General features: G+C 67.3%; 19 protein-coding genes and 1 riboswitch. Of the genes, 8 read left to right on the top strand and 11 right to left on the bottom strand.

What is annotated here, in order from left to right; genetic code table 11:
• Positions 1-119 precede the first annotated feature (119 nt).
• On the bottom strand, positions 120-935 hold the full coding sequence (locus tag SriyCCGPB3_RS16260; protein ID WP_180847648.1) for a hypothetical protein: 816 nt from the start codon (positions 933-935) through the stop codon (positions 120-122).
• Positions 936-1,084: 149 nt separating this feature from the next.
• Entirely contained in the window at positions 1,085-1,978 is an 894-nt protein-coding gene (locus SriyCCGPB3_RS16255) for an Hsp33 family molecular chaperone HslO (protein ID WP_153855737.1), read from the bottom strand.
• Between the two features lie 77 nt (positions 1,979-2,055).
• On the opposite strand from SriyCCGPB3_RS16255, the gene mtgA reads away from it, so the two are divergent.
• Genes mtgA through SriyCCGPB3_RS16240 form a run of 3 tightly spaced genes read left to right on the top strand, consistent with a single transcriptional unit; the run spans position 2,056 to position 4,258 of the window.
• Positions 2,056-2,805, top strand: a complete 750-nt coding sequence (gene mtgA / locus SriyCCGPB3_RS16250) for a monofunctional biosynthetic peptidoglycan transglycosylase (protein ID WP_153855738.1) — start codon at positions 2,056-2,058, stop codon at positions 2,803-2,805.
• A gap of 42 nt (positions 2,806-2,847) precedes the next feature.
• Positions 2,848-3,867 (top strand): glycosyltransferase family 2 protein, encoded by a 1,020-nt coding sequence (locus tag SriyCCGPB3_RS16245; protein WP_153855739.1) that lies wholly within the window; start codon positions 2,848-2,850, stop codon positions 3,865-3,867.
• Positions 3,827-4,258 (top strand): CBS domain-containing protein, encoded by a 432-nt coding sequence (locus SriyCCGPB3_RS16240; protein WP_012511858.1) that lies wholly within the window; start codon positions 3,827-3,829, stop codon positions 4,256-4,258. The genes SriyCCGPB3_RS16245 and SriyCCGPB3_RS16240 overlap by 41 nt, the downstream gene beginning before the upstream one ends.
• Positions 4,259-4,739: 481 nt before the next feature.
• On the opposite strand, the gene SriyCCGPB3_RS16235 is transcribed toward SriyCCGPB3_RS16240, so the two are convergent.
• The 4 genes from SriyCCGPB3_RS16235 to SriyCCGPB3_RS16220 all read right to left on the bottom strand — a co-directional run bounded on the left by SriyCCGPB3_RS16235 (position 4,740) and on the right by SriyCCGPB3_RS16220 (position 10,177).
• A complete protein-coding gene (locus tag SriyCCGPB3_RS16235; RefSeq protein ID WP_324187309.1) occupies positions 4,740-6,713 on the bottom strand; it encodes an AsmA family protein in 1,974 nt (657 codons plus the stop codon).
• Between the two features lie 83 nt (positions 6,714-6,796).
• Positions 6,797-7,435 carry a PAQR family membrane homeostasis protein TrhA gene (gene trhA / locus SriyCCGPB3_RS16230; RefSeq protein WP_110713209.1) on the bottom strand — a complete coding sequence of 213 codons (639 nt, stop codon included), beginning with the start codon at positions 7,433-7,435 and terminating at the stop codon, positions 6,797-6,799.
• A 177-nt stretch (positions 7,436-7,612) separates the two neighbouring features.
• Positions 7,613-9,217, bottom strand: a complete 1,605-nt coding sequence (locus tag SriyCCGPB3_RS16225; protein ID WP_049401409.1) for a peptide chain release factor 3 — start codon at positions 9,215-9,217, stop codon at positions 7,613-7,615.
• Between the two features lie 66 nt (positions 9,218-9,283).
• Positions 9,284-10,177 (bottom strand): M23 family metallopeptidase, encoded by an 894-nt coding sequence (locus tag SriyCCGPB3_RS16220; protein WP_153855740.1) that lies wholly within the window; start codon positions 10,175-10,177, stop codon positions 9,284-9,286.
• A gap of 149 nt (positions 10,178-10,326) precedes the next feature.
• Positions 10,327-10,445, top strand: a riboswitch (SAM riboswitch).
• Between the two features lie 77 nt (positions 10,446-10,522).
• On the opposite strand from SriyCCGPB3_RS16220, the gene metX reads away from it, so the two are divergent.
• Genes metX through SriyCCGPB3_RS16205 form a run of 3 tightly spaced genes read left to right on the top strand, consistent with a single transcriptional unit; the run spans position 10,523 to position 13,850 of the window.
• On the top strand, positions 10,523-11,554 hold the full coding sequence (gene metX / locus SriyCCGPB3_RS16215) for a homoserine O-succinyltransferase MetX (protein WP_153855741.1): 1,032 nt from the start codon (positions 10,523-10,525) through the stop codon (positions 11,552-11,554).
• Entirely contained in the window at positions 11,551-12,786 is a 1,236-nt protein-coding gene (locus SriyCCGPB3_RS16210; protein WP_153855742.1) for an O-succinylhomoserine (thiol)-lyase, read from the top strand. The genes metX and SriyCCGPB3_RS16210 overlap by 4 nt, the downstream gene beginning before the upstream one ends.
• Positions 12,783-13,850 carry a homoserine dehydrogenase gene (locus SriyCCGPB3_RS16205; RefSeq protein ID WP_110713203.1) on the top strand — a complete coding sequence of 356 codons (1,068 nt, stop codon included), beginning with the start codon at positions 12,783-12,785 and terminating at the stop codon, positions 13,848-13,850. Before SriyCCGPB3_RS16210 ends, SriyCCGPB3_RS16205 begins: the two co-directional genes overlap by 4 nt.
• Before the next feature lie 106 nt (positions 13,851-13,956).
• Here the strand turns inward: SriyCCGPB3_RS16205 and SriyCCGPB3_RS16200 are convergent, their stop codons facing one another.
• Together SriyCCGPB3_RS16200 and SriyCCGPB3_RS16195 are read right to left on the bottom strand one after the other, a co-directional pair.
• Entirely contained in the window at positions 13,957-14,952 is a 996-nt protein-coding gene (locus tag SriyCCGPB3_RS16200) for an alpha/beta fold hydrolase (RefSeq protein WP_153855743.1), read from the bottom strand.
• Positions 14,953-15,080: 128 nt separating this feature from the next.
• Positions 15,081-16,463 (bottom strand): L-serine ammonia-lyase, encoded by a 1,383-nt coding sequence (locus SriyCCGPB3_RS16195; protein WP_049456519.1) that lies wholly within the window; start codon positions 16,461-16,463, stop codon positions 15,081-15,083.
• A 99-nt stretch (positions 16,464-16,562) separates the two neighbouring features.
• On the opposite strand from SriyCCGPB3_RS16195, the gene SriyCCGPB3_RS16190 reads away from it, so the two are divergent.
• On the top strand, positions 16,563-16,793 hold the full coding sequence (locus tag SriyCCGPB3_RS16190) for a glutaredoxin family protein (RefSeq protein WP_110714365.1): 231 nt from the start codon (positions 16,563-16,565) through the stop codon (positions 16,791-16,793).
• 99 nt (positions 16,794-16,892) lie between these two features.
• Here the strand turns inward: SriyCCGPB3_RS16190 and SriyCCGPB3_RS16185 are convergent, their stop codons facing one another.
• From SriyCCGPB3_RS16185 to SriyCCGPB3_RS16175, 3 genes are read right to left on the bottom strand one after another with little or no spacing between them, the layout of a single operon-like run.
• A complete protein-coding gene (locus tag SriyCCGPB3_RS16185) occupies positions 16,893-17,465 on the bottom strand; it encodes a YceI family protein (protein WP_110713200.1) in 573 nt (190 codons plus the stop codon).
• A gap of 3 nt (positions 17,466-17,468) precedes the next feature.
• Positions 17,469-18,041, bottom strand: a complete 573-nt coding sequence (locus SriyCCGPB3_RS16180; protein ID WP_153855745.1) for a cytochrome b — start codon at positions 18,039-18,041, stop codon at positions 17,469-17,471.
• A 10-nt stretch (positions 18,042-18,051) separates the two neighbouring features.
• The gene (locus SriyCCGPB3_RS16175; RefSeq protein WP_110713196.1) at positions 18,052-18,684 is read right to left on the bottom strand and encodes a YceI family protein; all 633 of its coding nucleotides are present in this window, start codon (positions 18,682-18,684) and stop codon (positions 18,052-18,054) included.
• Between the two features lie 164 nt (positions 18,685-18,848).
• Between SriyCCGPB3_RS16175 and SriyCCGPB3_RS16170 the strand changes: the two genes are divergently transcribed.
• Positions 18,849-22,394: a hybrid sensor histidine kinase/response regulator gene (locus tag SriyCCGPB3_RS16170; RefSeq protein ID WP_350259503.1), complete on the top strand. Its 3,546-nt coding sequence runs from the start codon at positions 18,849-18,851 to the stop codon at positions 22,392-22,394.
• Positions 22,395-22,479 lie beyond the last annotated feature (85 nt).

Raw genomic sequence — 22,479 nt, 5'->3', positions numbered from 1 at the left:
CTCGCGCCGTGCCGCAGCCGCAATGCCTAGTGTGACGGGCGTTCAGCGCGTTGACCCAAGGACTTGCAGCTGTTGGGCTTGGCGGCCATGCGGGGCCGCATGCTGCGCCGCAACTGGAGTTACAGGTCCTGTTCGTAACGCACGTACGGCACGGTGCCGTCGTCGTTGCTTTCATTGCGCGGGGAGAACGGATTCTTGCCGCGGCTGATCACGTTCTCGGCGCCTACGGTGAGCTGGCCGGACCACGGGGTGCGCCAGGTCAGGCCAATACCGAGGCCTTCCCACTTGCCGGGCTTGCCCGGTACGTCGACGACGCGGCCGATGATGCTGCCGGTGAAGTTGCCGTAGCCGGCGCCGATGCTCAGGCTCTTGCTGTCCCAGCGATCGACCAGGGCTGGCGAGGCATCGGCCAGCGGCACCAGACGGGCCTTGGCGTAGGTGCCGGCGATGGAAACGAAGCCTTCGCGGCCGATGTTCTTCTGCGCGAACACGGTCAGATCGTTCTGTTCGGCGCGCAGCGAAGGGGTCTTGTTGGGGCCTGCCAGCCACGCCGGCAGGGTTTCGCGGCCGGTACCGGCGGTGATGCCCAGACGGCTGTTGCCGCGGTTCAGCGCGGCGGTGCCGGTGAAACGACGGCTGTTGAGGTCATCCTCGTCGCCGAGGCTGGCCAGCATGCAATGGCTGGCCAGGCCGCTGATGCTGGTCCCGCTGCTGCTGTTGCAGAGCAGGCCCAGCGAGTCGCCCGAGGACAGGCCGAAGGCCGCGTCCAGCGAATTGCGGCCGAAGTGCCAGCGGGCGCCAGCTGCCTGTTCGCCGGTCGGCTCCAGGTACAGCAGGGCCTCGACCTTGCCGCTGCCCTTGTTCCACACCGGAAGCACGGTGCGGGTGTCCTTGCTCTGCGCATGCACGCCCGTGATCGCGCCAAGGGCGATCATCAAAGCCAGCGGTAGACGCAGGAAGGTACGCATCGGACCAGTTCAGACAGGGACGGACAACGGAAGTTCCCGTGGAGACGGGAACTTGATCCTAGGGTGTTTATGAATTCTTAACAAGCCTTGATCCCCCCAGATGCAAGACAAGCTGTTTACTGAAGCCGTTCAGGTGCCGGTACAGTCCCCTCGGCACCGTGGAACAGTATGCCGAACTCCGTCAAAGCAAAGTGATACTCCCGCCCGCAGAATTCGCAACGGACCTCGACGGCGCCGGTATCTGCGGCCGCGGCGCGGGCCTCGTCCTCGCCCAGCGACTGCAGCATCGACGCGACCCGTTCGCGGGAGCAGGAGCAGGCGAAGGACAGTGGCTTGTCGCCCATCAGCTCCGGCTTCTCTTCGTGGAACAGGCGGTGCAGCAGCTGCTCGGCCGGGGTCGCCAGCAGCTCGGCCTTGCCCAGGGTCTCGAACAGGGCGCTGGCGCGCGCCCAGCCGTCCTCGTCACCTTCGTCGCCCGGCAGCTTCTGCAGCAGCAGGCCGGCGGCGCCGTTGCGGTCGGCGGCCAGCAGCAGGCGGGTCGGCAGCTGTTCGGACTGGCGGAAATAATCCTCGAAGGCCTCGTCGAGCTCCGGCGCGGTCAGACCGACCAGGCTCTGGTAGCGCTGCGGCTCGCGCGGGTCCAGGCCCGGGTTCTCGATGGTGATCGCGAGCAGGGCGTCATCACCCAGGCTGGACAGGTCGCGCGGCGCATCGGCGCCCTCGCTGAGCTGGGCGATGCCGCGCAGGGTGCCGGCGGCGGTGCACTCGGCGAACAGGGTGCGCAGGGCGGTGCTGCTGCGCAGCTGGATCGACAAGCGGCCATCGATCTTGGTGTGGCCGGTGAACAGCGCCGAGGCCACGCAGGCCTCGCCGAGCAGTTCGGCGGCGGTATCCGGGTATTCGGCGTGGGACAGGATTTCCTGCCAGGTGGCCTGCAGGCGCACATGGACACCTCGGACGCCGGCGTCGGGGAGCAGGAAGCGGATCAGGGAATCGGGGTTGGCGGTCATCGGCTCACATCGCGCGTAAACGGGGACGGTTGCCGGATAATGCGCCGACAACCAGACAGAAGAAGGATGCACCAGTAATGGGGGCAGGGGGAGAGCAGCACAAGGTAGAGGCCGGGGCGGATGTCCCGCGCCGCAGGCGCTGGCGCTGGAAACGGCTGCTGTGGCTGCCGGTGCTGCTGGCCGCCTTCAGTTGCCTGCAGGTGCTGGTACTGCGGTTCATCGACCCGCCGCTGTCCACGGTCATGCTGTGGCGCTATGGCGAGGCGCTGGGCGAGGCTGACTGGTCGTATCGTCTGCATTACCAGTGGCGCGACCTGGACCAGATGGCACCGAGCCTGCCGATTTCGCTGGTGGCCGCCGAGGACCAGCGCTTCCCCGACCACAACGGCTTCGATCTGCAGGCGATCGAGAAGGCCCGCGACCACAACGCCAAGGGGGGGCGCCTGCGTGGCGCCAGCACGATCAGCCAGCAGGTGGCCAAGAACCTGTTCCTCTGGCAGGGCCGCAGCTGGATCCGCAAGGGCCTGGAGGTCTGGTACACGGTGCTGATCGAAGCGTTGTGGCCGAAGGAACGCATCCTGGAGATGTACGCCAACATCGCCGAGTTCGGCGACGGCGTCTATGGCGCGCAGGCGGCGGCGCAGAAATTCTGGGGCAAGGACGCGGCCAGGCTGAGCCCGGCCGAGAGCGCGCGGTTGGCGGCGGTGCTGCCGGCACCGCGGCGCTACAACGCGGCGGCACCGGGGCCGTATGTGCAGCGCCGTGCGGCATGGATCCAGCGCCAGGCACGGCAGCTGGGCGGTGCGGCGTACCTGTCGGAGGATTGAGCGCGCGGGTTGTCGGGTCGGCAGGCAACGTACAATCCGTGCATGACCCGCGAACGACTCACTTTAGTCATTGCCGCCTACAACGAAGCCCAGGCGCTGCCCTGCCTGCATCCACGCCTGTGCGCGGTGCTGGACGGCATGCCCGATATCGAGGGCCACATCCTCTATGTGGACGACGGCAGCCACGACGGCACCTGGGAAGTGATCGCAGGATTGGCTCAGGCCGACACGCGCGTGTCGGCGTTGAAGCTGTCGCGCAACTTCGGCAAGGAAGCCGCGCTGACTGCGGGCCTGGACCTGGTGCGCGACGGAGCGGCGATGATCCTCGATGCTGACGGGCAGGATCCACCGGAACTCGTGCCGCAGTTCGTCGAGCGATGGCGCGAAGGCTACGACAACGTCTATGGCACGCGCTTGGTGCGTGATGGCGAGAACTGGATCAAGCGGGCCACGGCCGCGATGTTCTACCGGGTGATCGGTCGCCTGTCGCGCACGCCGATCCCTGCCGATACCGGCGATTTCCGCCTGCTTTCGGCACGCGCACTGAGTGCGCTGCGCGAGATGCGCGAGCGCCACCGCTTCATGAAGGGCCTCTTCAGCTGGGTCGGTTTCAAGCGGATTGCGGTGCCCTATCACCGCCATGCACGCGTGGCCGGCACCAGCAAGTTCAGCCTGTGGCGACTGTGGAACTTCGCGCTGGAGGGCATTACCGGGTTCTCGACCGTTCCCCTGCGGGCGGCGACCTACATGGGGCTGGCAACGGCGGCGGTGGCTTTCGTATTCGGCGTGTGGGTGATCGCCAAGGCGGCCCTGTACGGTGACCGGGTGGCGGGTTGGCCGACGATGATGGCGGTGATCCTGTTCCTGGGCGGGGTGCAGCTGATCGCGCTGGGCCTGATCGGCGAGTACCTGGGGCGGCTGTACGAAGAGTCCAAGCAGCGGCCGTTGTACCTGGTTGACGCGTGGCTAGCATCCGCCGTGGCAGACTCGGCCCTGCAACCCACCCTCGGAGGGAAGGCAGATGACCACGGTACGGCAACTGTTGGACGGCAAGTCTCCTGAAGTTCACGCGGTCGCGCCGGACGCGGCGGTGATCGATGCGATCCGGTTGATGGCGGAAAAGGGCATTGGCGCGGTGCTGGTGATGGACGGGCCGCGGTTGGTCGGGATCCTGTCCGAGCGCGATTACGCGCGCAAGATCGTGCTGCGTGATCGTTCGTCGCGGGATACGGCAGTGGCGGAGATCATGACGGCGCAGGTGGTGACGGTCTCGCCGGGCGAGCAGGTGGAGCATTGCCTGCAGCTGGTGACCGACTACCGCATCCGCCACCTGCCGGTGGTTGAGGGCGCGCAGGTGCTGGGGGTGATTTCCATCGGTGACCTGGTGAAGTCGGTGATCGATGCGCAGCGGCGCGAGCTGGATCAGCTGCAGCAGTACATCGTGGCGGGGTGAGTTGTTCGCTGGCGGGCCTGCGGCCCGCCGGCCCGCTTTTCGAAGCTCAAAGCCAAAGCCAAAGCAGCGCCTATCTGATACGTCGGGAGGCGGAGGGCATGGGCGTGCAGGACACGCCGCAAGTACGTCCCTGTAGGCTCGATGGCGCCATCCATGGCGCCAACGGTCCTGCACGGCCATGCCTTCCGCCTCTGGACACGTTCCTGCGAGCGCGGTGCGCACATGCGCGGTGCCTCGCCTTTGGTAGCTGCCAACCTTGGTTGGCAACAGCTTTTGACTTTGCTTTCTTCTTTTGACTTTGAATTTCCGCTCTCGTTCCGCGCGCTGGAAACTGTCCGGAGCCGGAGCAAGGCGGCAGGCAGGACCGTGAGGCGCATGGATGCGCCGACCGAGCCTACAGGGACGTATTTACGGCGTGTCCTGCCTGTCGCCTTGCTCCGGCTCTACGCGCGGAAAAACGGGGCGCCGCGAACATCCGCTCCTACTTCGCATATTGCCCACCGCAGTCGGCGTCCTTGCCCGGCCCCAGTTCAATGGTTGCCAACAGCGCCGCCGGCGGGGCGATGCTGCCCAGTGCCAGGGCCACCGCGCCGCGGATGCCCAGCGCCTTGAAGTCCGGGCGGAATGACGGGTCCTTGAAGGTGCCGGCGATGTGCAACGGCGAGCGCAGTACCAGGATGCTCTTGTCCTTTGGTCGTGGCTTCAGCAGCAGGTCCAGGGTCTCGTCGCGCAGGCTGACCGTGCCCTCGCCGATGATGATCGTGTCGGTGGTGTCCACCGCCAGTGCCTGGCTGGTCATCAGGCCGTCGCGCACGCCGAAGTCGGCGAAGGCGCAACGCAGGGGAATCTGCTTGTCGCCGGTCACCAGGAATTTCAGTGATTCGGTGATATCCAGCCCTGCCAGTTCCATCACCAGGTTGCCGGCGTGACCACGACCCATCGCCAGGCCGACCTTGCCGCTGCTGCTGCCGAGCATTGCGGCGATCGAGTTGCCGCGACCGCTCAGGTCCACTTCGCCGCCGATGCCGCCCTTGGCCTGTTCGGCCAGTTTGGCGTCGGGGAACAACTGGCCCAGCTGCACGCCGCGCACACTGGCCTTCAGCGCGGTACTGATCTGCGGCTGGCGCGCGTCCATGCGGATCGTGCTGCGGATATCGCCTCCGGCCACGCCGAAGTTCAGCGGGTCCAGCCGCAGTACGCCGTCATCCAGCAACAGGTGCGCATCCATGTCATCCAATGGCAGCGATGGCGCGTTGATGCGGTGGGCCTTCCAGCGCACGTCGGCATCCATCGCACGCAGCTTGCCGAGGTTGTAGGGCGTATCGGGCAGCACCCGCGCGCGCGCGGCGATGCGCGCGGCCTCGATCTTCTGTTCCGCGTTCGCGGTTTCGCCACCGCCGGTCTTCGGTGGGGCGCCGACGAAACCGGCCAGATCATCGAAGTCCAAGCGCTTGGATTCCAGCGTAGCGGTCAACCGCGGGCGTGCGCCACCCACTTCGAACTGCAGATTGCCGCCGAGGTCGCTGTCACCGACCTTGCCGGTGAAAGCGTCGTAGCGCCAGACGTTGTGGTCGCGCTTGAGGCGGCCATTCAACGCGTAGGGCGGGGAGGGCGGAATGGCAATGCCAAGCAGCGGGTAGAGGTCGGCCAGGTCCTGCCCGCTGAGCGCGAACTGCAGGTCGAACACGCGCAGCTGGAAGGGGTTGGTCAACGTACCGCTGGCTATGGCGTGGGTGGCGCCGGCCCGGCCGTCGAGGTGGATGCGGAACGGGTGGTCGCTGTCGGTCAGCTGCAGTGGAGATTCGGTGCCGCCGCGAAGGGTGAACGGATTGCCCTGCCAGTGCCCCTTACCCTGCACCAGCAGGGGTGGTGCGGCGTCGGCCTGCTTGGGTTGGCCGCTGCGCACGTCCACGCGGATGTCGGTACGGCCCAGCGCATCGAGGAACTGCAGGCGGCCGTCGTCGATGCGCAGGCGCTTGAGCTGGAGAGTTGTACCGCCGGAGCTGTCACCGAGGAAATCCCAGTTGCCGGGTTCACCCTTGCGCGGCGCGGTTTCCAGCAGCACGTCCGGCCGGGTCAGGCGTACTTCAGGCAGCTGTACGCTGCCGCGCAGCAGGGGCCAGACCCGCACATCGATCTCGACGCGGTCGGCGCTGGCCATATCGGGTTGTTTCGCCCAGCTGGCATTGGCGAAGGTGATCGCATCGGCGCGGATCGTACTGGTGCGGCCGAGGTCGACATCAAGGTTCCCGATGTGCAGCACACGGCCGGTACGCGCCTGCACGGCACGCTCGACCGGTCCCTTGAACCAGTTCCAGTCCCACAGGGCGATCAGCACCAGGATCGCCGCCAGCAGGAAGACCAGGGCGGTCAGCCAGCGTCGGCCACGTGGGCCGGGTCGACGGAGGCGCCAGCGCGAGGTGCGCGGCGCGGCGGGGGAGGCGGCGGCATTCACGCGGCCATGGTTGCTCCCTCATCGTGGACGGGGCGCGAAGCGTCCATGTGCGCGGTGTGCACGCACCGCGCACGGACTGGGATCTACAGCACCTGCATGGTGACCGCGACGAAGTGGCAGACGCTGCCGCCGATCACGAACAGGTGCCAGATCGCGTGCGAGTAAGGGATCGATTCGCGGTGATAGAAGTAGGTGCCCAGCGTGTACGACAGGCCACCGGCCAGCAGCCAGCCCAGCGTCCAGCCGTCGATCGAGGCCAGCATTGGCTTGATCGCCACGATTACCAGCCAGCCCATGGCCACGTAGATGGCAGTCGAGAGGCGCTTGAAGCGGCCGGTGTAGAACAGCTTGAACACCACGCCGGCCAGGGCCAGGGTCCAGATTGCGGCGAACAGGCCCCAGCCCCACGGGCCGCGCAGGCCGATCAGGGTGAATGGGGTGTAGGTGCCGGCGATCAGCACGTAGATCGCGCAGTGGTCGAACACCTTGAGGCGTCCCTTGGCGACCGGGTGCTGGATGGCGTGGTAGAGGGTGGAGGCGGTGTACAGCAGCAGCAGCGCGATGCCGAACACGATGGCGCCGGCCAGCTGCCAGCCATCGCTGTAGATGGCGGCCAGGGTGATCAGCACCGCACCGGCGCCGAGGGCAAACACGGCACCGAGGCCGTGGGTCAGGGCGCTGGCGATTTCTTCGCGGATCGAAGCAACGGAAGTCGTGGACATGGCGTAGGCATCGTTCGCGGGGAGGGGGACCCGCACCCCCCTATCATCGCCGCGATGGGCGGTGTGTGCACGCCCGTCACCGTATGGTCGGTGAATTCCTGTGTTGCGGGGATGAACCGCCTGCGACGGCCGGGGTCAGAGCCCTTTCCTGCCGGAAAGGGATCCGACCCCGTGGCATCAGCCCACCGAAACGGTATGCGCCGCTTCGCGGGTAGCCGAGAAGCGCACGTCCGGCGAGCGTTCCTGGGCCAGCTGCAGGTTGACCCGGGTCGGTGCCAGGTAGACCAGGTGGCCGGCCGCATCCAGCGCCAGGTTCAGCGCATTCTTCTCGCGGAACTCTTCCAGCTTCTTCTCGTTGCTGCAGTGGACCCAACGCGCAGTGGTCACGCTGACCGGCTCGAAGGTGGCTTCCACGCCGTACTCGTCCTTCAGGCGGTAGGCGGCCACGTCGAACTGCAGCACGCCGACCGCACCCAGGATCAGGTCGTTGCTGGTCAGCGGGCGGAAGAACTGGGTCGCACCTTCCTCGGACAGCTGGGCCAGGCCCTTCTGCAGCTGCTTGAGCTTGAGCGGATCACGCAGGCGTGCGCGGCGGAACAGTTCCGGGGCGAAGTTGGGGATGCCGGTGAAGGTGACCGCTTCGCCTTCGGTGAAGGTATCGCCGATGGAAATGGTGCCGTGGTTGTGGATGCCGATCACATCGCCCGGCCACGCCTCGGCGGCGATCTCGCGGTCGCTGGCCATGAAGGTCAGCGCGTTGGCCAGCTTCATTTCCTTGCCGGTGCGCACGTGGAAGGTCTTCATGCCGGCGCTGAAGCGGCCCGAGCAGACGCGCATGAACGCCACGCGGTCACGGTGCTGCGGGTCCATGTTGGCCTGGATCTTGAACACGAAGCCGGTCAGCTTGTTCTCTTCCGGGGCGATCTCTCGGCCGGTGGTGGAGCGTGCCTGCGGCGACGGCGCATGCTCGACGAAGAAGTCCAGCAACGGCTGCACGCCGAAGTTGTTCACGCCCGAGCCGAAGAACACCGGGGTCTGCTTGCCGGCGCGGTAGGCCTGCAGGTCGAACGGGTGGCTGGCGCCCTGCACCAGCTCCAGCTCGTCGCGCAGGTCGGCCAGCATCTGCGCACCGATCTTCTCGGCCAGGCCGGGCGCATCGATGGACGGGAAGATGGTCGAGTCCTGGCGGGTGAAGTTGCGGCCCGGTTCGTACAGGTGCACTTCGCCGGTCAGCAGGTGGACCACGCCCTTCAGGCGCTGGCCCATGCCGATCGGCCAGGTCACCGGCGCGCACTGGATGCCCAGCACGGTTTCCACTTCATCCAGCAGCTCGATCGGGTCCTTGCCCTCGCGGTCGAGCTTGTTGATGAAGGTCATGATCGGGGTGTCGCGCAGGCGGCAGACTTCCATCAGCTTGATGGTGCGCTCTTCCACGCCCTTGGCCACGTCGATCACCATCAGCGCGGAGTCCACCGCGGTCAGCACGCGGTAGGTGTCCTCGCCGAAGTCGGCGTGGCCGGGGGTGTCGAGCAGGTTGACGATCTTGCCTTCGTACGGGAACTGCATCACCGAGGAGGTGACGGAGATGCCGCGTTCCTTTTCCAGCGCCATCCAGTCGGAAGTGGCGTGGCGGGCGGCCTTGCGGCCCTTGACCGAACCGGCCATCTGGATCGCGCCTCCGAACAGCAGCAGCTTTTCGGTCAGCGTGGTCTTGCCGGCGTCAGGGTGGGAGATGATGGCGAAGGTGCGGCGACGCGACGCTTCGTTGGCGACTTCGGACATGGCAGTGGCGCCCGCCCGGGGCGCTTTTCAAAGAGATAAGCGCTCGATTATACCGGCCAGGGCCGGTCAGCGCCCGGTACCGCCGTCGGCCTCGCCCTGGCGGGCGAACTGCAACTGGCCCTGCTCGGCAAAGATGCGCACCGGTACCGAGCGCAGGCCCATGCCGCGGTTGACCTGCACCACGAAGTGCAGGTGCGGCGCGCTGCTGTAGCCGCTGTTGCCGGACAGGCCGATCGGCTGCCCGGCGCCCACTGCCTGGCCACGGCGCACGCGCATGCCGCCGGCCTGCAGGTGGCCGTACAGGGCCATGCTGCCGTCGCTGTGCAGCACGCGGATGAAATTGGCGCGGGCACCATCGCGTTCGCGGTCCTGGCCGTTGCCACGGAAGCCATCCTGGATCTGCATCACCGTGCCCTCGCGCGCGGCCAGCACCAGGGTGCCCTCCGGCAGCGCGAAGTCGACCGCATCGCGGTTTTCCTCGTCATCGTGGCTGAATCGGCCCTGTGGCGCCTGGTCCACGCGTGGGCGGGTCGTATCGAACGGCAGGCGGTAGGCGACATCCTCGGCCTGTGCGGCCGGGTTGCCCGGCACCGACTGCAGGCGCAGATCCAGCGTGCGGCCATCGAGCGGGGCGGGCAGGTGGCCGACCACCAGGCTGCTGTCGCCCTGTATCAGCGACTGCACCGGCAGGCCTTCGACCGGGCGTCCGGGCGCGGCGCGCAGTTCGACCTGCAGCGGACCGGCCAGTGCGTTGTCGACCCGGGCCTGCCAGTGCTCGCCGAGCGGCTGCAGGCGCAGCTGGGCCATCGGCGCAGCGCTCTGCGCGGCCTCGCCACGGGGGGGCGGAGCGGCCGGGGCGGCCTTGGGCACCAGTCCCCAGCCCTGGCGCCAGTCACCGGCGCTGGCCGTCGTGCTCACCAGCAGGGACAACAGCAGGCAGGTCAGGGGCAGGCGCAGCATCAGTGGTTCCAGTGGGTAGGGACCGCCGGGACTGTAGCCGATCCTGAACAGGACGGCCGCGACCGCCTTCGCATAGTTGCGTTGAAAATATTCATCGCTTTATCCGTATGAAGGGATTGACAGTGCCGGAAAGGGCTGGCATCGTGGCTCCACCATCGAGACCGGCAGAGGGACAGGCCCTTTGAAGCCGGGGCAGCCCGCAGGCGCGCAAGCGTCTGCGTAGGTGCCAAATCCTGCGGGGACCGTGGCGTCCACCGAAAGATGGTTCGAACCATGCACCCCACGTGCATCTCGAACGCGGGCCCCGCGAAGGCTCGATGGCCGATTCCCCAACCGGATCCCGCCATGAGCTTCGCCGCCAGTACCGCGCTTCGCCCCGAACCCTTTGTCCCCGTCAGCGTGCCGGTCGAAGACCGCGTGCATGCCGAGCGCGGTGAGTTCGCCGCGGTGCTGTCGATGCGTCACGCCGGCCCCAGCCCGGTGCGCCTGCGCTATGAGTGGGTCGGCCCGGCCAATGCGCCGGTGGTGGTGCTGGCCGGCGGCATTTCCGCCCATCGCCATGTGGCGTCCAATGCACAGTTCAGCGAGAAGGGCTGGGCCGAAGACTTGGTCGGCAGCGGGCGCGCGCTGGATCCGCAGCAGCTGCGTGTACTGGCCTTCGACTTCATCGGCGCCGACGGTGCACTGGATGTGCCGATCGATACCGCCGACCAGGCCGATGCACTGGCGCTGCTGCTGGACCATCTCGGCATCCGCACGCTGAAGGCGTTCGTGGGCTACTCCTACGGGGCGCTGGTCGGCCAGCAGTTCGCGATCCGCCACCGTGCACGCGTGCACCAGCTGGTGCTGGCCAGTGGCGCGCATCGCCCGCATCCGTATGCCGCCGCCTGGCGCGCATTGCAGCGCCGCGCGGTCGCGCTGGGCCAGCTGCAGTGCGGCGAAGACCACGGCCTGGCCCTGGCCCGGCAGTTCGCCATGCTCAGCTACCGCACCCCGGAAGAGTTCGGCGAGCGCTTCGATGCCGCGCCGGAAGTGATCAATGGCCGCGTGCGCGTGGCCGCCGAAGATTATCTCGATGCGGCCGGTGCGCAGTACGTCGCGCGCACGCCGGTGACCGCTTACCTGCGCCTGTCTGAATCGATCGACCTGCACCGCGTCGACCCCACCGCGATCCTGCCGCCGACCGTGGTGGTGGCCGTGGAGGGCGACCGCCTGGTGCCGCTGGCCGACCTGGTCGGCCTGGTCGAAGGGCTGGGCCCGCGCGGCAGCCTGCGCGTGCTGCGCTCGCCCTATGGCCACGATGCCTTCCTCAAAGAAACCGATCGCATCGACGCGATCCTCGTCACCGCCTTCCGCACCTCTGGAGAGTCCGCATGAGCCTGCACGCCAACGAGCCGTCCTGTAGTCGCACCACTGCCGCCGTCCGTGCCGGCATCGATCGGGACACCGCACATGGCGCGGTCACGCCGCCGATCGTGCTGTCGTCGAACTTCAGCTTTGAAGGTTTCGGCAACAAGCGCCACTACGACTACACGCGCAGTGGCAACCCGACCCGCGACCTGCTGGGTGAAGCGCTGGCCGAACTGGAAGGTGGCGCCGGCGGCGTCATCACCGCCACCGGCATGGGCGCGATCAACCTGGTGTTGAACGCGCTGCTGCAGCCGGGCGACACCCTGGTGGTTCCGCACGATGCGTACGGCGGCAGCTGGCGCCTGTTCAACGCGTTGGCGAAGAAGGGCCACTTCGAGCTGGTCACCGCCGACCTGACCGATCCGCGCGCGCTGGCACAGGCGCTGGCCACGCAGCCGAAGCTGGTGCTGGTGGAAACCCCGTCCAACCCGCTGCTGCGCATCACCGACCTGCGCTTCGTCATCGAGGCCGCGCACAAGGCCGGTGCGCTCGTGGTGGTCGACAACACCTTCCTGTCGCCGGCGCTGCAGCAGCCGCTGTCGTTCGGTGCGGACCTGGTGCTGCATTCCACCACCAAGTACATCAATGGCCACAGCGATGTGGTGGGTGGTGCGGTGGTCGCGCGCGATCCGGCACTGCACGAGCAGCTGGTGTGGTGGGGCAACGCACTGGGCCTGACCGGTTCGCCGTTCGATGCGTTCCTGACCCTGCGCGGCCTGCGCACGCTGGATGCGCGCCTGCGCGTGCACCAGGAAAACACCGCGTCGATCGTCGCCCTGCTGGACCAGCATCCGGCGGTCGGCGCGGTGTACTACCCGGGCCTGGCCGATCACCCGGGCCACGCCATCGCCGCGCGCCAGCAGAATGGCTTCGGCGCGATGCTGTCATTCGAACTGGCGCACTGCGCCGGCGATGATCCGCATGCGGCGGTGCGTGCGTTCGTCGATGGCCTGCGCTGTTTCACCCTGGCCGAATCGCTGGGTGGCGTCGAAAGCCTGATCGCGCACCCGGCCACCATGACCCATGCAGCGATGACCGCCGAAGCGCGCGCGGCCGCCGGCATCAGCGAGGGCCTGCTGCGCCTGTCGGTCGGCATCGAGGCCGAGCGTGACCTGCTGGCTGATCTCGGCGCAGCGCTGCAGCGCGCCGAAGCCGTGATCGATGCGGCTGCGCGCCGCAAACAGGTGGTGGATGCATGAGCGCGCTCGCCGCTGACATTCCTGCGCTGGGCGCGGGGCGCCTGGCGCTGCTCGGCACTGGCACGGTCGGCTCAGCCTTCGTGCAGCGCTACCAGGCGTTGCAGGCACGTGGCCTGGAACTGCCCAGCGTGCAGTGGCTGGCCAATTCACGCACCGCGCTGGAGATTGATCGCGACCTGGCGCTGCCCTTGGAACTGGCACGTCGTGCACCCCGCGATGGCCAGAGTTCGCCGCCGTGGGCGAGCGCCGAAGGGCTGGAACGGGGTGACGTGGTGGTCGACGCCACCGCCAGCGAAGACGTCGCCGCACGCCACGTGCAGTGGCTTGCGCGCGGCGTGCACGTGGTGACCGCCAACAAGCTGGGCCGTGGTGCGCAGCTGGCCCGCGCGCAGGCCATTGCTGAAAGCTGTGCCGACAGTGGCGCACGCTATGGCGACAGCGCGACGGTGGGCGCGGGCCTGCCGCTGTTGAGCAGCCTGCGTGCGCTGGTGGCCGGTGGCGATCACATCCATGCCATCGAAGGCGTGCTGTCCGGTTCGCTGGCATGGCTGTTCCATCGCTATGACGGCCAGTCGCCGTTTTCGGTGGCGGTGCGGGAAGCACTGGCGGCGGGCTACACCGAGCCGGATCCACGCCTGGACCTGTCCGGCGAAGATGTACGCCGCAAGCTGCTGATCCTGGCGCGCAGCAGCGGCCTGGCATTGGATGCGTCGCAGGTACAGGTGGATTCGCTGGTGCCTGACGCGCTGGCGGCATTGCCGCTGGAAGATGCGGTGGCCGCACTGGAGCAACTGGATGCGCCGTTGCAGGCGCGTTGGCAGCAGGCGCGTGACAACGGTCGTGTGCTGCGTTTCGTCGGCCGCGTTGATGGCGAAGGGGCGCAGGTGGGCCTGCGCGAGCTGCCGGCCGATCATCCGCTGGCACAGGGCGCGGGCACCGACAACCGCGTGGCCATCCACAGTGATCGCTACCGCCGCCAACCGTTGTTGATCCAGGGACCGGGCGCGGGCGCGGAAGTCACCGCAGCCGCGCTGCTGGATGATGTACTGCGGATCGTAGGTTGACCGCATCGCTTGTGTAGAGCCGAGCCCATGCTCGGCTGCTCCTGGCGGAATCGCCTCCTGCTGGATGAGCCGAGCATGGGCTCGGCTCTACACAAGCAGCCGTCGGTCAGCGGGACTTCAAGGCCTTCAACAATGCGCTGTTGAACTGCTTGGGGTTCTGCACCTGTGGTGAATGGCCCAGTTCGGGGAACTCGACCAGCGTCGCGCCGGGAATCGCCTCGGCCGCTGCTCTGCCCAGCGCCGGATAATTGCCCAGCGTCGCCTTCACCTCCGGCGGCGCCAGGTCACGGCCGATCGCGGTGCGGTCCTTCTGGCCGATGAACAGCGTGGTCGGTACCTGCAGGTTCTTCAGTTCGTAGACCACCGGCTGGTTGAACACCATGTCCGAGGCCAGTGCCTGGCTCCACGCAACGGCCTGCTTGCCCGGGCCTTCATACATGCCTGATTGCATGCGTGCCCATGGTTCGTACGCCGGCTTCCACGTGCCGTCGTAGTACACGTCCAGCTGGTAGCGGCGGATGCTGTCATAGCTGGTTTTCAGTTCGCCGGCATACCATGCATCGACGCTGCGCCATGGCACGCCCAGCGCCTTCCAGTCCTCCAGCCCGATCGGATTGACCAGTGACAGGCTGTGCAGGTCCTGCGGGTACATCAACGCGTAGCGCACCGCCAGCATGCCGCCCATCGAGTGGCCGACCAGGTGCACCGGCATGTCCTCCAGCTGCAGCTGCTGCAGCAGGGCGTGGGTATTGGCCGCCAGCTGCGCGAACGTGTACTGGTAACGCTCGGGCTTGCTGGATTTGCAGAAGCCCACCTGGTCCGGGGCGATCACCCGGTAGCCGGCGTTCAGCAGCGGCGCGATGGTCTGCTGCCAGGTGGCTGCGCAGAAATTCTTGCCGTGCAGCAGCACCACCACGCCGATGGCGCGGCGTTTGGGCAGGACATCCAGATAGGCCATTTCCAGTGGCTGCCGCTGCGACTCCAGCGCGAAGATCTTCACCGGATAGCCGTAGTCGAAACCTTCCAGCCGCGGACCATAGGTCGGCGCGGCAAGCGCGGACAGCGGCAGGCAGGCAAGCAGGGCAGCAGCGATCACGCGCATGGGGGCAATCCGGGGCAGGGGAGCCCCGAGCCTAACCGGAACATGGTGACGGTGTCGTCCGATGTAGAGCCGAGCCCATGCTCGGCTGCTCCTACCCGATCAGCCGAGCATGGACTCGGCTCTACAACTCAGCACTCGATGACGTTCACCGCCAGGCCACCGCGGCTGGTTTCCTTGTACTTGTCCTGCATGTCGCGGCCGGTATCGCGCATGGTCTTGATGACCTTGTCCAGCGACACCTTGTGCTTGCCGTCGCCACGCATCGCCATGCGGGAGGCATTGATCGCCTTCACCGCGCCCATCGCGTTGCGCTCGATGCAGGGGATCTGCACCAGGCCGCCGATCGGGTCGCAGGTCAGGCCAAGGTTGTGTTCCATGCCGATTTCCGCGGCGTTCTCGATCTGGCTCGGGTTGCCACCCAGCGCCGCAACCAGGCCCCCGGCCGCCATCGAGCAGGCCACGCCCACTTCGCCCTGGCAGCCCACTTCGGCACCGGAAATCGAAGCATTTTCCTTGTACAGGATGCCGATCGCCGCCGAGGTCAGCAGGAAATCGAACACACGCTGCTCGTTCGCGCCCGGGCAGAAACGGTCGAAGTAATGCAGCACCGCCGGCAGTACGCCGGCTGCACCGTTGGTCGGCGCGGTCACCACGCGGCCACCGGCAGCGTTTTCCTCGTTCACTGCCAGTGCGTACAGGTTGACCCAGTCCAGCGTGGTCAGCGGGTCGCGCATCGCCGCTTCCGGCTTCGACGACAGCTCGCGGTACAGCGCCGGTGCACGACGGCCGACCTTCAGGCCACCCGGCAGCACGCCTTCCTCGCGGATGCCTCGCGCGACGCACGACTGCATCGCGCTCCAGATCTCGCGCAGGTTGGCGCGGATCTCGTCTTCGCTGCGCCAGCACTTCTCGTTCTCGAACATCAGCTGGGCGATGCTCAGGCCGCTGCGTGCGGTCTGCGCCAGCAGCTCGTCGCCGCTCTTGAACGGGTAGGGCAGCGGGGTCTCGTCGGGCACGATGCGGTCATCGGCCGCGTCGTCCTGGTTGACCACGAAGCCGCCTCCGACCGAGTAGTAATCGCGGGTGGCGATCACTTCATCGTCGGCGTTGTACGCGGTGAAACGCATGCCGTTGGTGTGGTACGGCAGCTTCTGGCGCTTGTTCATGCCGAGGTCGCGCTTCTCGTCGAAGGCGATCTCGTGCTGGCCCATCAGCTGGATGCGCTTGCTGCTGCGGATGCGCTCCAGGGTGGCCGGGATGATGTCCGGGTCGATCAGGTTCGGCCGCTGGCCCTCCAGGCCCAGCAGGATTGCCTTGTCGGTGCCATGGCCGCGGCCGGTCAGCGCCAGCGAGCCATAGACATCGGCGCGGATGCGCGCGACCTCGTGCAGGCGGCCCGGATCGAGCAGCCAGCGATGGATGAATCGCTCGGCGGCCTTCATCGGCCCGACGGTGTGCGAGGAACTCGGACCAATGCCGATCTTGAAAACGTCGAACGTGCTGACAGCCATGGATGCCAAACTGCGGGTACCGGACAAGCCGCTATTCTAACGGCTTGCCGGGCCATCCGATGGCTGCGGCGCAGCATTTCCGCCATGGGAGCCCGACCGGTGTTGACCCTGATCCAACGTGACGATTGCCACCTGTGCGACATGGCCCTGGCCGAACTGGCCAAGGCGCGGGCCCCGGAGTTCGAATCGGTGTTCCTGGATGACCAGCCGGCGCTGGAAGCACGCTACGGCGCGCGGGTGCCGGTGCTGCGTGACGAGCGCGGCGAGCGTGAGCTGGACTGGCCGTTCGATGCCGCCACGGTGCAGGCCTGGCTGGCCGTCGATCGGTAGTGCCGGCCGCTGGCCGGCAACTGCCCGGATCGGTGAGGTTGCCGGCCAGTGGCCGGCACTACCGGAGATGATGGCCGGGGCGGTGCCCCGGCCTGTTGCTTATTTCGCGTTGAACTTCACGATCGTGCTGATCGCGGTGTCGTCCGGGATGGTCTTGGTATCGGCCCAGTCACCGCCGCCGACACCGAAGTCCAGGCGCTTGACCGTGGCCTTGCCGGTCAGCACCGGCTGGGTGCCCGGCTTCCAGGTGAAAGTAAGGGTGACCGGCTTGCTGACGCCGCGCAGCTCCAGCGTGCCATCGGCGGCGAACTGGTCATTGCCCACCGCGCGGAAGCCCTTGGCGGTGTAGCGCGCAGTGGCGAACTTGCCGACGTTGAAGAAGTCGGCGCCCTGCAGGGTCGAGTCGCGGTCGCTGTTGCCGCTCTTGGCACCGGCCAGCGGAATCACCACGTCCAGCGAACCGGCGGCCGGATTGGCCGGGTCGAAGCTGAGCTTGGTGGCAAAGCCCGGGAAGCTGCCGGTGAACACTTCACCGTCGTACTTGGTGGCGAACACCAGGATCGAACCGGCGCCGGGAGCCTGCGCGTAGTCGGCGGCGAGCGCCGGAGCAGTGGCCAGCATGCCGGCCAGGGCGGCGGCCACGGCGGCCGGGGTGGTCAGTTTCAGGTTCATCGGTCAGTCCTTCTGAGGGGAGGCGAGCCAGCCGCGCGGCAACATGCGGGACAACGTCGCATCGCGCTGGAACAGGTGGTGGTAGAGGGCAGCACCGGCATGGGCCAGCACCACCGCGATCAACAGCCAGAAGCCGTATTCGTGGAGGGCATGGGACACCGCGACGACCTGCGGATCCGGGCCACTCAGCTTGGGCACGTCGACCAGGCCGAACCAGCGGAACGGGCGCAGGCCACTGGCCGAGTCGTACAGCCAGCCCGACAGCGGGATGGCGAACATCAGCACATACAACAGCACGTGGGTGGCGCTGGCGATGCGCTCCTGCCAGCTGGGCACGCCCGGCACCGGCTTGGGGGCGCCGGCGTACAGGCGCCAGCCGAGGCGGAACAGCACCAGCGCCAGTACGGTAATGCCGATCGACTTGTGTGCGGTGTAGACCCAGAAGTACTTGGGGGTCTTGGGCAGTTCGCCCATGGTCAGGCCGACCACGCCCAGGGCGAGGATCAGCAGTGCGATCAACCAATGCAGGATCTGGCTGACACTCCCCCAGGCGGCGGGGGTGTTCTTGGCGGTCATGAAAGGTCCTCTAGCGGGCCGTCTTGGGGTCGGAGTGCGGAACGGGAGCGGGAGTTCCCGGGGCGTCGCTGCGGTCGAGGGTGGCTTCAGCCTCGATCCTCAGCTGTACTGCATCACCGATGACGCCCGGCCAGGCGGTGATGCCGAACGCGCGCCGGCTCAGCGTGGTGCTGGCGGAAAAACCGGCGGTGCGTCGGAACGGGGGGAGGGGGTAGCGCTTGATGGCATTGAGGGTCACGTCCAGGGTGACTTCCTGGCTGACGCCGCGCAGGGTCAGGGTACCGATCACGTGCGCACGCTTGGCATCGATCGGTTCGACCCGGCTGGAGACGAAGCGTGCGCTGGGGAAACGCTCGCCGTCGAGCAGGCTGCGGGCCAGCGTGGCCTGGTTCCATTTGGCGTCACCAAGGTCCAATCGCGACACGGGTACCTCGACGTCCAGCGTGGCTTCGCGCCAGTTGTCGGGATCGAACTGCAGGCGGCCTTCACTGCCGGAGACCGTACCCATGGCCTGCGAGTAGCCCGCATGGTCGATGGTGAACAACACCCGTGTATGCACCGGATCGAGGCGATAGGTGTCTGCGTCCGCCCAGGCGGGGGCGGTGGCGAGCAGCATGGGCAGCAGGGCCAGGCAGGGACGCATCGATGGCGGGCTCCGGAAGGGGACGCTGTGATCATACGCACAGGCCCCTGCCAACGATGCGCACATGGCTGCAACAGTTCGTGGTGGGACCACCCGTGGAAACAGGCTGTTGCAGCCATGAACCCGGCCCTGTGTGACAATCGGGCCAGGACAGGGGGTTCAGGATGACGAGTGGCTGGCGCCGGTGGTGCCGAGGCATCGTGGGCATGGGGCTGTTGCTGATGGCGTTGAGCTCGGCAGCTGCGGCCCCGGACATGGCAGAAACACCGCGCCTGCGCCGTTTCGGTGCAGCCGAAGGCATGCCCTCGCGCATGGTGCTGGCGTTGGCCGAGGACCGCCAGGGGCACATCTGGGCGGCCACCGACGGTGGCCTGGTGCGCTATGACGGCGATACCCTGCGGGTCTGGGAACATGATCCGGAACAGCCGGGCTCGCTGCCCGGCAATGAGATCGAGACCCTGCTGGTCGATCCGCTGGACCGCGTCTGGGTGGGTATCAATGGCAAGGGTGTGGCACGCCTGGATGCGGACCGCGAGCGATTCAGGACCTTCGATGCCGTCAATGGTCCGTGCCTGGGCCAGTTCTGGACGCTGGCCTACGCCGAGGATGCGCTTTGGATCGGCACCAGCAGCCAGGGTGTCTGCCGATTCGGGGAGGATGGCACCCTGCGCTTCTTCAAGCACGACCCCGCGCGCCTGGACGGCCTGCCCAGCAACACCATCTACAGCAGCCTGGTTGATGCGCAGGGGCGCCTGTGGATCGGCACCGAGCGTGGGGTGGCACGCTGGAACGGCCGCGGATTCGAATCTGTGGCACCACGCGAGCTGGGCGTGTTGAGCGTGCTGCGGATGAGTCGCGATCCGGATGGCTCGATCTGGATCGGCAGCCAGAACGACGGTCTGTACCGCATCGATGCGCAGGACCGGGTCAGCCGCCCGCGCTGGATCGACAGTGCCCGCCTGCGTTCGGCACTGGTGCTGGCCGATCGCCAGGGGGGCTACTGGGCGGGTACATCAGACGGTCTGCTGCGTGGCGATGCCAGCGCACTGCGGCGGCTCGAGGGCGACCGCGGCAGCGGCTTCCTCACGGCGCAGAGTGGCGTGCTTGATCTGCTGCAGGACCATGAGGGCGGATTGTGGGTGGCGCTGCTGACCCAGGGCCTGGCCTACCTGCCGCCGGATTGGCGCCGCTTTTCGATCTGGAACCAGCTCGATGGCAAGCCACTGGACAGCCAGTACCTGTTGAGCGCTGCCAGTGACGGCCAGAATTATTACGTGGGATCGGCGCACGGCGTGTACCAGCTGGATACGCGCGGCACGCTGCGCCTGCTGGCCAGCGATCGTGAGATCGGCAGCGGTGCGGTGTGGTCGGTGCTGCCGCGCCCGGATGGGCGCCTGTGGCTGGGGCGTGCTGGTCGCATCACTGTGTATGACCCGACGACACGCGCACTGCAGGATTGGCACATCGATGGTGGCGCCGACCTGCGCCAGCGCATCGATCTGATGCGCCAGGCGCCTGATGGCACGGTCTGGCTTTCAGTCATGAACCTGGGTCTGCAGCAGCGTAGTGCCGACGGCCGCGTGCTGCGCAGCTATCCGCTGGACGATTTCCGCAAGGCGGCCGATTCACCGATCGAGCAGATCCGTTTCGACGCCCAGGGCAAGGTCTGGGTGATGGGCGACATGGGCATCTGGCGCGAGCATGCCGGGCGCTTCGAGGCGGTGCCGGGTGTCTCGCGTGGTTTGATCTACGATCTGGTGTGGGTTGATCCGCAACAACTGTGGCTGGCCCGCCAAGGGGCGCTCGAGCGCTACCAGTGGGATGGCATGAGCCTGCGCCTGATCCAGCGCATCGATGGAAGTGCCGGCGTACCACCGGTCAGCATGGGGGGCCTGGCATTGGCCGACAACGGACGCCTGTGGGCGACCACGCCGCGTGGTCTGCTGCGTTGGGACCCCAAGGCACGGCGCCTGCAGCAGTTCAACGAACGCGATGGCCTGTCCGACGCCGAATTCACCAGCCGACCGCCAGCGGTGAATGCCGATGGCCGCGTGCTGGCAGTCGCCCAGACCGGCCTGGTCGCCTTCGATGTGAATGCCGCTGACGTCGTGCTGCCGGAATCGTCGCTGGTGATTGCCGACGTGCGCGTGCGCCGCGACGATGCGCGTGGCTGGCAGCCACTGCCGAACGCTGGCACATTGCTGCTGGGGCCGGATGATCGCGATCTGCAGATCGACGCTCGACTGCTGTCATATGCCAATCCCCAGGGCAACCGCTACCGCTTCCAGGTACGCGGTTACGACCAGAACTGGGTGGAGCAGGGCGGCAACGGCCAGCGTACGCTTTCGCGTTTGCCTACCGGAAGCTATGTCATCGAAGTGCAGGCAGCCACTGCCAGTGGTGCATGGACACCCTCACAGAAGCTGCAGGTGAAGGTGCTGCCGCCCTGGTGGCGCAGCGGCATGGCGATCTTCGGCTACATCCTGATCGGCTCGCTGCTGCTGCTCACCCTGGTGTGGTCGATCCGGGTGCGCCTGCGTCGCCGCCAGCAATGGCAGTTGACCGTGCACAAGCAGGAACTGGCCGAACAGGCCTCGCAGGCCAAAAGCCGGTTCCTGGCCACGCTGGGCCATGAGGTGCGCACGCCGATGACCGGGGTGCTGGGCATGAGCGAGCTGCTGCTGGCCACGCCGCTGGACCCGGTGCAACGCAGCTATGCCGGTTCGATCCAGCAGGCTGGAAGCCATCTGCTGCGGCTGGTGAATGATGCGCTGGACCTCGCGCGCATCGAAGCCGGTCGACTGGAGCTGGATCTGCGTCCGTTCGACCTGGCCGGCCTGCTCGACCAGGTACAGACGCTGATGCAGCCGATGGCGAAACAGCGCAAGCTGGATTTCCAGCGTGGCGACGATCCGCCAGGCCCGATCAGTGTCAGCGGCGACGAGATGCGCGTGCGGCAGATCCTGCTCAACCTGCTGGGCAATGCGATCAAGTTCACCGAGCGTGGCCATGTCGGCCTGGCGGTGCGCCTGGAGGAGAACGGCGGTGGCCTTTGCTTCGAGGTGCATGACAGTGGCCCGGGCATCAATGCCGAGCAGCAGGACCGCCTGTTCCACCGCTTCGAACAGGCCGATGGCCCACGCACAGCATCGCGCTACGGCGGCAGCGGGCTGGGCCTGGCGATCTGCCAGGAGCTGGCCGTGGCGATGGGCGGGCGCATCGAAGTGGACAGCCAACCGGGCAAGGGCGCGCGCTTCCGGGTACGGTTGCCGCTGCCCTGGACCCGGCAGGCGGCCGTCGCAGTGGGCGATGCTCCGGCGCAGCCGGTATTGCCGCCGTTGCGCATCCTGCTGGTCGAAGACGATGCCACCGTGGCCGAGGTCATCGCAGGCCTGTTGCGCAGCCGTGGCCATGACGTGGTGCACGTTCTGCATGGTCTGGGCGCGCTGTCGGAGATCGCCACCGACGGCTTTGATGTCGGCCTGCTCGACCTCGACCTGCCGGCGCTGGACGGAACCGCCATCGCCCGCCAGCTGCGTGCCCTGGGGTATGAGCTGCCGTTGGTGGCGGTGACCGCGCGCTCCGATGCCTATGCCGAATCGCAGGTGCTGGCTGCCGGTTTCGATGGCTTCCTGCGCAAACCGGTCACCGGCGACATGCTGGTGGCGGCGATCGCCCAGGCCCGTACAAAACGACAGACCGCAACGTGAAAGCGTCGGCGCCGGGCGTGAACGGCGCGACTTTCGGTTTACCATGCCGACGCCCGCAGCGCGGGAATCATCAGGGCAGCGTGAG

The organism is Stenotrophomonas riyadhensis, from assembly GCF_040256885.1.
GTDB lineage: Bacteria > Pseudomonadota > Gammaproteobacteria > Xanthomonadales > Xanthomonadaceae > Stenotrophomonas > Stenotrophomonas riyadhensis.
Note: the sequence above shows the minus strand (reverse complement) of the source record. Positions and strands in the feature narration are given on the sequence as shown.

Bases quoted from the DNA above. Each gene is read 5' to 3' on its own strand.
- SriyCCGPB3_RS16260 (WP_180847648.1), bottom strand. From the start codon at position 935: ATGATCGCCCTTGGCGCGATCACGGGCGTGCATGCGCAGAGCAAGGAC.
- SriyCCGPB3_RS16255 (WP_153855737.1), bottom strand. From the start codon at position 1,978: ATGACCGCCAACCCCGATTCCCTGATCCGCTTCCTGCTCCCCGACGCC.
- mtgA (WP_153855738.1), top strand. From the start codon at position 2,056: ATGGGGGCAGGGGGAGAGCAGCACAAGGTAGAGGCCGGGGCGGATGTC.
- SriyCCGPB3_RS16245 (WP_153855739.1), top strand. From the start codon at position 2,848: ATGACCCGCGAACGACTCACTTTAGTCATTGCCGCCTACAACGAAGCC.
- SriyCCGPB3_RS16240 (WP_012511858.1), top strand. From the start codon at position 3,827: ATGACCACGGTACGGCAACTGTTGGACGGCAAGTCTCCTGAAGTTCAC.
- trhA (WP_110713209.1), bottom strand. From the start codon at position 7,435: ATGTCCACGACTTCCGTTGCTTCGATCCGCGAAGAAATCGCCAGCGCC.
- SriyCCGPB3_RS16225 (WP_049401409.1), bottom strand. From the start codon at position 9,217: ATGTCCGAAGTCGCCAACGAAGCGTCGCGTCGCCGCACCTTCGCCATC.
- SriyCCGPB3_RS16220 (WP_153855740.1), bottom strand. From the start codon at position 10,177: ATGCTGCGCCTGCCCCTGACCTGCCTGCTGTTGTCCCTGCTGGTGAGC.
- metX (WP_153855741.1), top strand. From the start codon at position 10,523: ATGAGCTTCGCCGCCAGTACCGCGCTTCGCCCCGAACCCTTTGTCCCC.
- SriyCCGPB3_RS16210 (WP_153855742.1), top strand. From the start codon at position 11,551: ATGAGCCTGCACGCCAACGAGCCGTCCTGTAGTCGCACCACTGCCGCC.
- SriyCCGPB3_RS16205 (WP_110713203.1), top strand. From the start codon at position 12,783: ATGAGCGCGCTCGCCGCTGACATTCCTGCGCTGGGCGCGGGGCGCCTG.
- SriyCCGPB3_RS16200 (WP_153855743.1), bottom strand. From the start codon at position 14,952: ATGCGCGTGATCGCTGCTGCCCTGCTTGCCTGCCTGCCGCTGTCCGCG.
- SriyCCGPB3_RS16195 (WP_049456519.1), bottom strand. From the start codon at position 16,463: ATGGCTGTCAGCACGTTCGACGTTTTCAAGATCGGCATTGGTCCGAGT.
- SriyCCGPB3_RS16185 (WP_110713200.1), bottom strand. From the start codon at position 17,465: ATGAACCTGAAACTGACCACCCCGGCCGCCGTGGCCGCCGCCCTGGCC.
- SriyCCGPB3_RS16180 (WP_153855745.1), bottom strand. From the start codon at position 18,041: ATGACCGCCAAGAACACCCCCGCCGCCTGGGGGAGTGTCAGCCAGATC.
- SriyCCGPB3_RS16175 (WP_110713196.1), bottom strand. From the start codon at position 18,684: ATGCGTCCCTGCCTGGCCCTGCTGCCCATGCTGCTCGCCACCGCCCCC.
- SriyCCGPB3_RS16170 (WP_350259503.1), top strand. From the start codon at position 18,849: ATGACGAGTGGCTGGCGCCGGTGGTGCCGAGGCATCGTGGGCATGGGG.